The organism is Clostridium sp. ZBS15 (assembly GCF_023845705.1).
Lineage (GTDB): Bacteria > Bacillota > Clostridia > Clostridiales > Clostridiaceae > Clostridium > Clostridium aquiflavi.
This window is the reverse complement of the sequence record NZ_JAMQHY010000037.1, coordinates 78,575-91,006: the sequence shown is the minus strand read 5'-3', so window position 1 is coordinate 91,006 and position 12,432 is coordinate 78,575. Positions and strand designations below refer to the sequence as shown.

Genomic DNA, 12,432 nt, shown 5'->3' with positions numbered 1-12,432 from the left:
TATAGTCCCATTTTAGCTTGCTCTCAATATGAAATTGAGACAAGCAATAAATGTGACAATACTCATTAACTATTCCCAAAGTCCAATTACAATGCCACTTTACCTATTTCATATATCAACACATATTTAATAATATAATTTCCTAAAGAATAAAAAATCCAACTAAAAATTAGTTGGATTTTTTTGTTATTCAATAAATTTTACACATGTTGGTGATGGAACGTCTTCCGTTCCTATAAATTTTAATGCTCCATTTGATTGTTGAATTGAGAAAATAGATAATGTGTTAGATAGTTCATTTCCACAAATTAAATACTTTCCAGTAGGATCTATTTGGAAGTCACGAGGACATTCGCCTTTACAATCAAATACATCAACATATTCTAATTTTCCATTATCATCATTTATATAAAATAAAGTTATCGTATTATTTTTTATATCTGAAGTATATAAAAATTTATTATTTTTGTGTATGTGTATAGCTGATGCTAATTTTTCTCCATTATAACCTTTTGGAAAAATACTAGTTACTTCAACTTTTTCAAATGGATTTTCTTTTTTTGAATTATACTTTAAAGTGAAAATTTCACAGCTTTTTTCTGCTAAAACATAATAAAATGGTTTTGATTTTGAATAAGTTATATGTTTAGGTGCTGAATCTTTTGGAAAAGAGTAACTTAAATGTTTTTTAGCCACTAATTTATCATTATTAAAAGTATATAGCATCAAAGCATCTTTTCCAGAATCAACTGATAGAATATATTTTTCATCATGTGAGAAGATAGAACAATTTATATGAGAATTTTCATCGTTTAAATCTTTTTCACAATCTTCATTATTAACAGTTACGTGAGATGTTAAAATTATTCCATCTAAAGTATTAAAAACTTTAATTTCATTTTCATTATAATTTGAAGAAATTAAAAGTTGCTTATTTTTTCTTATGCTTACATGACAAGGTTCTTTACCATCTTCAACATTATAATTAATTAAATCCACATAGTCTTTTTCTCCAAAAAATTTGAATGAAGAAACCCCAGATTGTTTTTTTATGCTACAAGTAGAATATAAAATATTTCTTTCTTTATCAATTGCTAAATAGTTAGGATTATTAATTTCATAAGCCAAATTAATTCTATCTATTTTTCCAGATGATGAATTAAAACTAAACTTATAAATTCCTTTACTATCATTATTTGTATGAGTTCCTATAAAGCCGATTAATATATCTTTATTTACTATCATAAAGTAGTGCCCCCTTTTAGTTTATATAATTATAAGTATATCATAAATAAAATATATTAAATATCCAAAAAATAGATGAAAAATATTGGGAATATTAATATATTAGTAAAATAATTACAAATAAATATCTAAGTATTAATAAAAGTATGTATATGAAAATAAACTGAATAAAATATTATTATAAATTTAATACTTTTAAATAAATATAAATTATTAAGATTGTAATTTATTTTAATATTAAGAATTAAATATTAAATTTTTATAATTATTGATAAATATTAATTTTTTGGTATAATAATTTGTAAATAACAAAAATTTTAAAAGAATTTATAAAAGCACAAATAAGAAGGGGGGCTTTATTAGTGCCTATAAAAATTCCAACAGAATTACCAGCATTTAAAGTATTATCTAACGAGAATATTTTTGTCATGAATGATAATAGAGCTAAGACTCAAGATATAAGACCATTAAAAATTGCGATTCTTAATTTAATGCCAAAAAAAATTTTAGCAGAAAATCAATTATTGAGGCACTTATCTAATACACCATTACAAGTTGAGGTTAAGCTTATTCAAACTAAAAGTTATGTTTCACAAAATACTCCAATAGAACATTTGGAAAAGTTTTATACTTATTTTGATGATATAAGAGATGAAAAGTTTGATGGCTTAATAATAACTGGGGCACCTGTTGAGCAAATGCCATTTGAGGATATTACTTATTGGAATGAATTAACTCAAATAATGGAATGGAGTAAATCCAATGTTTTTTCAACATTGCACATATGTTGGGGAGCTCAAGCAGGATTATATTATCACTATAATATACCAAAATATAAATTAGAAAAGAAAATTTTTGGAGTATTTTCTCATTGGGTAAATGATGAAAATGCCGATTTAACAAGAGGACTTGATGATATATTTTATGCACCACATTCTAGACATACAGAAGTAAAAAAAGAAGATATAAGTAAAATTTCAGAATTGGAAATTTTATCGGAATCCAAAGAGGCGGGTATCTTTATTGTAGCTACTAAAGATAGAAGAAAAATATTCTTTATGGGTCATCCTGAGTATGATAGAAATACATTAAAAGAAGAATATATGAGAGATAGGGAAAAGGGAGATAATATAGATATACCACAAAATTATTTTGTAGATAACGATATAAATAGTACTCCTAAATTTACATGGAGAGGTAGTTCTAATATAATATTTGGTAATTGGTTAAATTATTGTGTATATCAAAATACTCCGTATAACATCAATGATATCTCTAAGTAATAAGAGCTGTGTTTTTAAACACAGCTTATTTCAATGTACCCAAAAATAAGAAATTCTATATTATACTTTTAAACATAATTTTTAACTATCACTTATCAACTTTCAACGAATAAATCGTTACTATAATAATAGTATTATTTAAGGATGTTTAAAAAAATTAATTAAATTAATAAAAAAGCTTGTTTTTTTCGGCAATTCTTTATAAAATTAAAAAAAATAATGTATTTTATCTAAAAATGTTACAAATGATAATTTTTAATGTTAGAATATAAATGATTTTAAAAGGACACATTGATAAGTATTTTCAAATGTCTAATTTATAATGTCTAATTTATAAAAAGTAAACGGAGGATTAGTGTGGAACAGAAGAGAGAGAAATTTTCATCAAGTTTAACAGTTTTTTTAGCAACATTAAGTTCCGCTGTAGGTTTAGGTAATATATGGATGTTTCCTTATATTACAGGAGAAAATGGTGGAGCAGCATTTATTATTATATATTTAATATGTGTTGCTTTAGTAGGATTACCTGTACTTATTAGTGAATTTGTAATAGGTAGAGGTACTAGAAGAAACGTATATGGAGCAATTTCAAAGATTACAGATAAAAAGGGCTTTAAAGTTATAGGTATTTTTGCAATACTAGCAACATATTTTATGTTGTTTTTCTATACAGTAGTTGTTGGATGGGTTTATTCATATGTATTTAAAGCGGTAACAGGGGCATTAAAGGGAGTAACATTAGAATCTGCAAGTAATATATTTTATAATACAAGTGTAGGACCTATAGCTCCAATTATTTGGCAGTTAATTGCATTATCAGTTGGTGGAATAATATTAGTTTTAGGGGTTAAGGGTGGCATTGAAAAGTTAACAAAAACCTTAATGCCTGTTTTAATTTTACTTCTTTTAGTATGTGCTTTTAGAAGTTTAACATTATCAAATGCTATAGAAGGTGTGAATTTTTTAATTAAACCTGATTTTTCAAAAGTACATATTGGAGTTGTACTTTCAGCATTAGGATTAGCATTTTTTAAGCTATCAGTTGGAAGCGGAGCAATGATTACATATAGTAGTTATTATACTGATGATAATAACTTGATTGGTACAGCAGGAAAGGTAGCAATATCAGATACTTTAGTATCATTAATAGCAGGCCTTGCTATATTTCCAGCAGTTTTTTCATTTGGATTAGAACCAAGTAGTGGTCCAGGATTATTATTTAATACAGTTCCATTAATATTTGCTAAAATGCCAGGCGGTTGGATTTTGGTAATTATGTTCTTTGCTCTTACTGCAATGGCAGCTACAATGGCGATGTTATCATTATTAGAAGTTTTAATTGCATTTTTTACAGAAGAATTAAAAATAGAAAGAAAGAGAGCAATAATATTAAATATAATAATATTATTAGGAATTGGATCCTTAGCAGCACTATCAGGTAATGCAGAAGGTGTTTTAGGTGATAAACTAATATTGGGATTATCATTTTTTGATTTATGTGATGTGCTTGTATCTAAGATATTTTTACCTATAAATGGATTGTTGATAATTTTATTAGCTGGATACTTTATAAATAAAAAGTATTTAATAGATCAATTAAGTAATAATGGAATATTAAAGAATGAAGCAATAGTAAAAGCTTTAATTTTTATTATTAAATACATAGCACCAATACTTATTATAGTAGTATTTTTAAAATCATTTATTTAAATTAAAGTCAATGCTTTAGTAGTGTTTTATAATATGCACAACTAAGCTCGACTGGTTAAATATTTAATATTAACAAAAATAAGGCTTTGATATAATTGCAAAGCCTTATTTTTTTATTCTTTAACTCTCAATTTTCATATCTTCACTCTGAACTAAAAAGCGTGGAGCATTCATTTGGTTCTACTTAATTATTCTTATTTATAGAAGAAATTAATTAAATTTTAATGTAATTACATAAATATATAATAAATACAATTTGAAATATTAGAATAGTAGGAACTCCTAGTGTAAATTTTAAATGTTTAGTTTTATGTCTGAAAGTAAACATTCCATGAAGCATACCAATAGAACCACCAATTAAGGAGATTACAATTAGAGTTTTTTCAGGAATTCGCCATTCTTTGTGTATTGCACGATTTTTATCAATAAACATAATAGAAAAACCAATGAAATTTATAAATAGTAAATATATAATAAAGATTTTAATCATAATTTTCACCTCAGTGTAAATAATATAGTATATTATTTATCTTAGCATAAGTATGAACTCAAAAAAAAGCTATTTCACAATTAAATAAAATAGCTTTTTATATAAATATCAGTTTTTATATGAATAGTATAAGTTTTAGTAATTGATTTAGCCTCCAAGAGTTACATCTTGATGGTTATACCAATTTAATGCATCATAAAATTCATGATCTTTAAATGCAGGCCAATATGAGTCTATTACATAAAAATCTGAATAAACACATTGAGCCGGCAAAAAACCACTAAGTCTTCTTCTTCCACCCCATCTTATAATCAGGTCTATTCTGGAAATATCTTTAGAGTGTATATAAGGTATAATCCCCTTATGAGATGAATCATTTTCTTTTAAGATATTTAAATCCCATTCCCAACCATAGTTCATCAAAAAATTAACTTTAATTCCACCAGTTCCAAAAGTAGTTCTTTTTGAAAATGGTAATAGTTCTTTAGGAAATAATTTTGAATCTGTATTTCCTAAAACTAATATTTCACAATTCTCTTTTGTGAGTAATTTAACAGATTCAATGCAAGCGTCAGTGAAGGCTATTTTTTGCTCACTAGGTCTTTTTGTATTATCTACTGTAAATCCATAAAAAGTTACTTCAGATATACCTTCTTTTTGACACAATTTAAAAACTTCAAGGCCAGGATTTATACCGAAGGAATACCCCTTATCTTTTGTTAATCCGTTAGCTAAAGCCCAACGTCTATTTCCATCTGGAATGACGCCTATATGTTTTGGAATTCTCATTTTTTTATCTCCTAATGCAATAAAATTTTAATGTGATTTAAAAATATTAATCTATAAACATAAGTATATCCAATATAGTTAAAAATACACATATAGGTATTTAGTTATGATAAATATATATTAAAAAGTATTAGAGTATAATTAATTTATTTATTAAGATAGTATAGAAGAGTTTATTAAAAATTTTATTTATATAAAATTAACGTAAATAAATATATTTATTTCTAGGGAGGACATATATATGGCAGTTAATGCAAAAAGACAAAAGGAATTAAAAGCTTTAGGTTTTTTATTACAAAATGACAAAGAACATTTTGCAGTAAGATTTTTAGGTAGAGCAGGTAATTTTACAGTAGAGGAATTAAACAATATAAATGTTATTTCTAAAAAGTATGGTAGAGATTATTGCGGAATGACAACAAGACTTCAAATTGAAGTGCCTTGGATAAAAGATGAAGATGTAGAAAAAGTTATTGAAGAAGCAAAGAAGTTAGGTTTAAGACATGGTGGTACAGGACAAAAATTTAGACCATTAGTATCTTGTAAAGGTACTGTATGCCTTCATGGAAATATTAATACACAAGAAATATGTAGACAATTAGAAGATAAGTATTTTGGAACAGATACCCCTCATAAATGTAAAGTAGCAGTAGTTGGTTGTGCTAATAATTGTGCAAAGGCTAATATAAATGATATTGGTATTATGGGAAGAACAGTACCTGAGTTTGTTTTAGAAAAGTGTATTGGATGTGGACTATGTGTTAAGGCTTGTAGACAAAAAGCTTTAGAAGTAGTTGATAAAAAGATAATACATAATAAAGATTTATGTGTTAATTGTGGTGGATGCGTAAGAGCATGCAAATTAGGCGCAGCTGTTGCAAAAGAAAAAGGTGGAGAAATCTTTGTTGGTGGACGATTCGGTAGAGGAATGAGAATTGGAGACTCTTTAGGAAAGATATTTAAAGAAGAAGAAATAATTCCAATGGTTGATAAAATTGTTGACTACTATAGAGAAGTAGGACAACCTGGTGAAAGAATTTCTAAAGTTATGGATAGAATAGGAAAAGAAGAATTTATAAATAATGTTTTAAATAGATCATCTATTTAAAAATATCAATATTCACTTAAAATGGAGCTGAAATAATATTTATAAAGGAATTAAAAGTTCAAGTGGTAATTAATTAGACAACTTGAACTTTTTAATATATGGAAAATTATGATGTTAATTCAGAAGTAATTAATTATAATAATTGAAAAGATACATATAAAAAAGGCTATTATAACAACATTTAATACAAATAAAGTAATAAAATGTAATTTATATTAAAAAATAATTATTATAAATTAGAATTTTGCTTTTTTTATTATATGTTTTAATATAAAATAAGTATATTAAATTAGAACATATAAATATTTAAATAATTATACAAGGTGGAAAAATAATGATAGCAGTATTAGGAATAAAAAAGAATACACCAATAGAAATTAGGGAAAAATTAACTATAAAAGCAAACAAACATGATGAGTATCTAAATAGTTTGTTACAATGTTTGGATGAAGTTATCATACTTGCAACTTGTAATAGAACAGAAATTTATTTTAATGTTTCTTATATTAATGAAGAACTATTAAAAAAGATTTTTGAAGTTTTGAATTGGGACTATAGTTATAAAGAACATGTTTTTATATCAGAAGATAAAAGAGCATGTAAGCATTTATTTGAAGTGACTTGTGGTTTTCACTCAAAAATATTAGGGGAAGATCAAATTCTAGGTCAAGTAAAAAGTTCTTATTTTAAGTCTTTAAATACAAAAGCTCTTAATTTAGAACTACAACGATTATTTCAATATGCTATAACATGTGGTAAAAAATTTAAAAGTCAATCGAGATTATTTGAAATTCCAGTATCATCAGCATCAATAGTTGTAAATGAATCTATTAATAAAGAATGTAAAAAATTCATGGTATTAGGATATGGTGATGTAGGACGTTTAACTATGAAATATTTACTTGCACATAATATAAATGAAGTCTATTTAGCAGTTAGAAACAAGAAAATAAAGACTGGAATTATTGATGATAGAGTAAAAGTAATAGATTTTGAAGAAAAAAATAAATACATAAATGATATGGACTGCGTAATTTCATGTACATCAGCACCTCATATAGTTATAAAAGAGCAGGATATAAATGAAGTAGGAAACAAAATACTAATTTATGATTTAGCAGTTCCAAGAGATGTTGATGATGAGATTAATTATATAGATAGAGCTGAGGTTTATAACATAGATAATATAAGTCACATAAATGATGGTAATAAAAAAATGCGTTTTGATAAGATGGATTCAAATAAATTTATTTTAGAGAAATACTTAAATGAGTATTATGAATGGAAAAGACTAAGAAGTATCACTCCATTAATAGAAGAGTTAAAAGTAACTTCTAAAGAAATATATGATAAGAGAATGACTACATTTAAAAATAAATGTAAAGACAAAAATGATATTGACTTAGCGAATAAAATGATAAAGAGTACATCTGACTATTACATAAATAGAGCTATAGAGGTAATGAAAGAAGAAACTTTAAAGGGAAGTGAAGAGGAATGCTTAAGAATAATAAAGAGCATATTTATGGAGAAAAAATAGATTATTCCTTTGTTTCACTATTTTCTTATAAAATAAATATTGGTGTGATTGGTGGAGGCAGAGCTGGATTTATAAAGATTAAACATTTTTTAAAAATAGGCTGCTATGTTGAAGTCATTTCAAAAGATTTTTGTGAAGAAGTAATAAGTTTATGTGAAGAATTTAAAGAAAGACTGATTTTAATAAAAAATCAGTTTAATTATGAGTTTTTAGAAAATAAACATTTAGTTCTGATAACAATAGATGATGGAGAAATTAACGATAATATAAAAAAATATTGTGATAAGAATTATAAAATATATATAGACTCTTCAAGTTTTAAGAATGGTATGGGTGTTATACCTGTTCAAAGAAATCTTAAAAATATAACTTTTGCATTAAATACAAATGGTGGAAATCCTAAAGGTTCAGTAATGCTTGCAAATAAAGTACAAGATCTATTAGAAAGTTATGATGATTTTATAGCTTTAACAACTAAGATTAGAAACAAAGCTATAAATCTTTCAAAATATAAAAAAGAGATAATAGATTTTATTTCTTGCGATGATTTTAAGTTTTTTTATGACAATCATAAAGAGGAATTAGTATTAAAACTTTACTTTGAAGAAGAAATATTAAATAAATTAATATAGATTATATTTTAAGTTAAAAATTTCGATAGATAAAGGAGCAGTAAGAATAATGAATGAATTAATAATAGCAACTAGAAAAAGTAAGTTGGCTCAAGTTCAAACTGAAATAATTATGGATAAATTAAAATCAAAATTTAATATAAATGGTAGAAAATTACTTATAGTAACTGAGGGAGATAGAAAGCTAGATGTATCATTAAATAAAATAGGTGGTAAAGGACTTTTTGTCAAGGATATCGAACTTGCTCTTTTAAATAAGGAAGCTCATGCTGCAGTTCATAGCATGAAAGATGTTCCTTTTGAAGTTAGTAGTGAATTTGAGATTACAGCTATAACAGGAAGAGAAGATATTAGAGATGCATTTATTTCAAATGGAGATATCTCATTTAAAGATCTTAAACAAGGTGCTAAAGTTGGAACAAGTAGTATACGAAGAGCAGCACAACTAAAACTGCTAAGAAATGATTTAGAGATAGTACCTATAAGAGGTAATGTTCAAACTAGATTAAAGAAAATGGAAGAACAAAACTTAGATGGAATCGTGCTAGCAGCAGCAGGTCTTAAAAGACTTGGTGATGAAAATTTAATAACAGATTATTTTGACCCAAAGGAATTTTTGCCAGCAGTTTCTCAAGGGGCACTTGGAATTGAGTGCTTAAAAGATGGGGATGCTAATAAATATTTTGAAGCTTTAATAGATGCAGAAGCAACTTTAACTGTGGAAGCTGAAAGAAGTTTTATGAAAGAATTACAAGGTGATTGTCATAGCCTTATAGGAGCTTATTCAGAAATTCAAGGTGATGATTTATACATGATTGGAATATATGATATAGGTGGAAAAATAGTTAAAAAAGATATTTTAGGATGCAAAACTAATAATATTGAATTAGGAAAGAAATTAGCACAAAAAATATTAGAATAATGTTATTTAAGTATGATATTGATGTTTTAATATAATGATAATCATAGAGGAAGTTTGATTTCAAAAATTATAAAAAAACAAACTCTAACTATAGATAGCTTTTATACTAAAACATTGATATTCATTTAAGATGCATATTGAAAATTTACTGAAAGGTGGCTTAGAATTAATAAGAGGTTTATGTAGTAGGCATAACATCTTATTAAAAATAGATTATGAATAAAGTATATGTTATAGGTACAGGACCAGGAGATGAAGAGTTATTAACTATAAAGGCTGTGAACAAATTAAAAGAATGTACAGCAGTTTTATATGATAGATTAGTTTCAAATAATATTTTAAATTATTTAAGCGATTCTTGTGAAATTTATTATTGTGGAAAAGAACCAGGAGCACATTATAAAACACAAGAAGAAATAAATGAAATGCTAGTAAAATTAGCAAAAGAAGGCCATGTAGTGGGAAGAGTTAAAGGCGGAGACCCCTATGTTTTTGGAAGAGGAGGAGAAGAAGTATTAGCTCTTAAGGAAGAAAATATTCCGTTTGAAGTAATACCAGGAGTAACTTCTCCAATAGCAGTATTAAATTATGCAGGAATCCCAATAACTCATAGGGGAATAGCTCAAAGTTTTCATGTTGTAACTGGAATGTCAGCAAAACATATTAAGTCTAATTTCAAAGCATTAGCTATGGAAGAAGGAACTTTAGTATTTATGATGGGATTAAGCAATTTAGAAAACATAGTACATGAACTTGTATTAAATGGAAAAGATATTTCTACACCTTGTGGCGTTGTTATGAGAGGAACTTCGAGTAAACAAAAGAAGGTAGTTGGAACCTTAGAAAACATATGTGAAAAAGTAGAGGAAGCTAAATTACAATCACCATGTATAATTGTTATCGGTGAAGTGGTTAATTTAAATGAAGATTTAGCTTGGTATGAACATAAACCTTTGTTTGGCAAAAATATTTGTGTAACTAGATCTCAAAAGCAAGCAGCTACTTTAAAGCAAAAGTTAAGAGATATGGGTGCTGAAGTTACGGCTTTAAGTGCTATAGAAATAGAAAGTACAGCTAGTAATTTAGATATCTATATGGATGATTTAGAAAATTATGATCATATAGTATTTACTTCTGTGAATTCAGTTGATATATTCTTTGACTATTTAATAGAAAAGAAATATGATATAAGAAAATTACAAGCTAAAGTATCAGCTATAGGTAAAGCAACATGGCAAGCTCTTGAAAGAAGAGGTATAATATGTTTTGTGAAAGCTAGAGAATTTATAGGTGCTGGATTAATAAAAGTGTTAAAACCACATGTTAAAGAAAATGAAAAAGTACTTATTCCATGTTCATCATTAGCAAAGTCAGATATAGCAGATGAATTATCTAATGTAGGTGCTAATGTAGATAGAGTATTTATTTATGATACAGTAAAAGGAAGAGTAAGAAATAAAAGAGCATTTGATGAAGTTGATATAGTATTTTTTACAAGCCCATCAACTGTATATAACATGATAGATATGGTTGGCTTAGATGCTATTAAAGAAAAACAAGTTATAGCAATAGGCACTAGAACTAATAAACCACTTGAAGAGTTAGGAATAAAGGCTTATATTTGTAAGGAGCATTCACAAGATGGATTTTTAAAAGAAATTGAGTCATTTGTAAAAGATATGGAGGCGTAATTATGATAAAAAGAGGTAGAAGATTAAGAGCAACATCAGCTATTAGAGATATGATAAGAGAAACTACACTACATACTAAGGATTTTATATATCCTATATTTGTTGTAGAAGGAGAAAATATAAAGAAAGAAATTTCTTCTTTACCAGATAATTATCATTATTCAATAGATAGATTACATGAAGTAATTGCAGAAGTTGAAAAAGCTAACATTGCAGGAGTGCTTTTATTTGGTATTCCAGAGCATAAAGATGCTTGTGGAAGTGAAGCATATAATGATAACGGAATTGTTCAACAAGCTGTAAGAAAGATTAAGGAGTTAAACAAAGAACTACTTGTTATAACAGATGTTTGCATGTGTGAATACACATCTCATGGACATTGTGGAATAATTCATGAATCTGATGTAGATAATGATGAGACACTTGAATACTTAGGAAAAATTGCAGTATCTCATGCAAAGGCAGGAGCTGATATGGTAGCACCTTCAGATATGATGGACGGCAGAATTGGATTTATGAGAAAAGCATTAGATGACAATGGATTTAAAAACGTAAGTATAATGAGTTATTCTGCAAAATATTGTTCAGCATTTTATGGACCATTTAGAGAGGCAGCAGGATCAGCACCTGAATTTGGAGATAGAAAAACTTATCAAATGGATCCAGCCAATAGATTAGAAGCATTAAGAGAAACAGAAAAAGACATAGAAGAAGGCTGCGATATTATAATGGTTAAGCCAGCATTACCTTATTTAGACGTAATTAGAGAATGCAAAGAAAACTTTAAGATGCCTCTTGCAGCTTATAATGTAAGTGGTGAATATGCAATGGTTAAAGCAGCAGGCAAACAAGGACTTATAGATGAAGAAAGAATAATAATGGAAATTTTAACTTCAATAAAGAGAGCTGGGGCAGATATAATAATAACTTATCATGCATTAGAAGCGGCACAAATTTTAAATAGATAAATTTTAGTTGAGAATTGATAGTGGAAAGTGTAGAGTTAAGGAGAAAATTCCTAG

At 26.6% G+C, this 12,432-nt stretch carries 11 protein-coding genes; 8 read left to right on the top strand and 3 right to left on the bottom strand.

The genetic code is table 11. The features are described 5' to 3' along the window. Positions 1-186: 186 nt before the first annotated feature. A complete protein-coding gene (locus NG904_RS11885) occupies positions 187-1,245 on the bottom strand; it encodes a lactonase family protein (RefSeq protein ID WP_252231761.1) in 1,059 nt (352 codons plus the stop codon). 362 nt (positions 1,246-1,607) lie between these two features. Between NG904_RS11885 and metA the strand changes: the two genes are divergently transcribed. Then, positions 1,608-2,528 carry a homoserine O-acetyltransferase MetA gene (metA, locus tag NG904_RS11880; RefSeq protein ID WP_252213845.1) on the top strand — a complete coding sequence of 307 codons (921 nt, stop codon included), beginning with the start codon at positions 1,608-1,610 and terminating at the stop codon, positions 2,526-2,528. A 357-nt stretch (positions 2,529-2,885) separates the two neighbouring features. Then, complete coding sequence (locus NG904_RS11875; protein ID WP_252225453.1) at positions 2,886-4,238, top strand: sodium-dependent transporter; 1,353 nt, start codon at positions 2,886-2,888, stop codon at positions 4,236-4,238. 214 nt (positions 4,239-4,452) lie between these two features. Here NG904_RS11875 and NG904_RS11870 read toward each other — a convergent pair whose 3' ends face one another. Both NG904_RS11870 and NG904_RS11865 read right to left on the bottom strand, forming a co-directional pair. Then, positions 4,453-4,728, bottom strand: coding sequence for a DUF1294 domain-containing protein (locus NG904_RS11870; protein ID WP_252213841.1), 276 nt, complete (start codon positions 4,726-4,728; stop codon positions 4,453-4,455). A gap of 147 nt (positions 4,729-4,875) precedes the next feature. Then, positions 4,876-5,517 carry an undecaprenyl diphosphate synthase family protein gene (locus NG904_RS11865; RefSeq protein ID WP_252231760.1) on the bottom strand — a complete coding sequence of 214 codons (642 nt, stop codon included), beginning with the start codon at positions 5,515-5,517 and terminating at the stop codon, positions 4,876-4,878. 241 nt (positions 5,518-5,758) lie between these two features. On the opposite strand from NG904_RS11865, the gene NG904_RS11860 reads away from it, so the two are divergent. The 6 genes from NG904_RS11860 (at position 5,759) to hemB (ending at position 12,378) form a co-directional block, all read left to right on the top strand. Further along, positions 5,759-6,625, top strand: coding sequence for a ferredoxin-like domain-containing protein (locus NG904_RS11860; protein ID WP_252231759.1), 867 nt, complete (start codon positions 5,759-5,761; stop codon positions 6,623-6,625). 334 nt (positions 6,626-6,959) lie between these two features. Further along, on the top strand, positions 6,960-8,165 hold the full coding sequence (hemA, locus tag NG904_RS11855) for a glutamyl-tRNA reductase (RefSeq protein ID WP_252231758.1): 1,206 nt from the start codon (positions 6,960-6,962) through the stop codon (positions 8,163-8,165). After that, positions 8,123-8,797 (top strand): NAD(P)-dependent oxidoreductase, encoded by a 675-nt coding sequence (locus NG904_RS11850; protein ID WP_252225451.1) that lies wholly within the window; start codon positions 8,123-8,125, stop codon positions 8,795-8,797. Before hemA ends, NG904_RS11850 begins: the two co-directional genes overlap by 43 nt. 49 nt (positions 8,798-8,846) lie before the next feature. Further along, positions 8,847-9,719 (top strand): hydroxymethylbilane synthase, encoded by an 873-nt coding sequence (hemC, locus tag NG904_RS11845; protein ID WP_252213831.1) that lies wholly within the window; start codon positions 8,847-8,849, stop codon positions 9,717-9,719. A gap of 215 nt (positions 9,720-9,934) precedes the next feature. Beyond that, complete coding sequence (gene cobA / locus NG904_RS11840; protein WP_252231757.1) at positions 9,935-11,410, top strand: uroporphyrinogen-III C-methyltransferase; 1,476 nt, start codon at positions 9,935-9,937, stop codon at positions 11,408-11,410. Positions 11,411-11,412: 2 nt separating this feature from the next. Beyond that, positions 11,413-12,378, top strand: a complete 966-nt coding sequence (gene hemB, locus NG904_RS11835; RefSeq protein WP_252231756.1) for a porphobilinogen synthase — start codon at positions 11,413-11,415, stop codon at positions 12,376-12,378. The last annotated feature ends 54 nt before the right edge of the window (positions 12,379-12,432 follow it).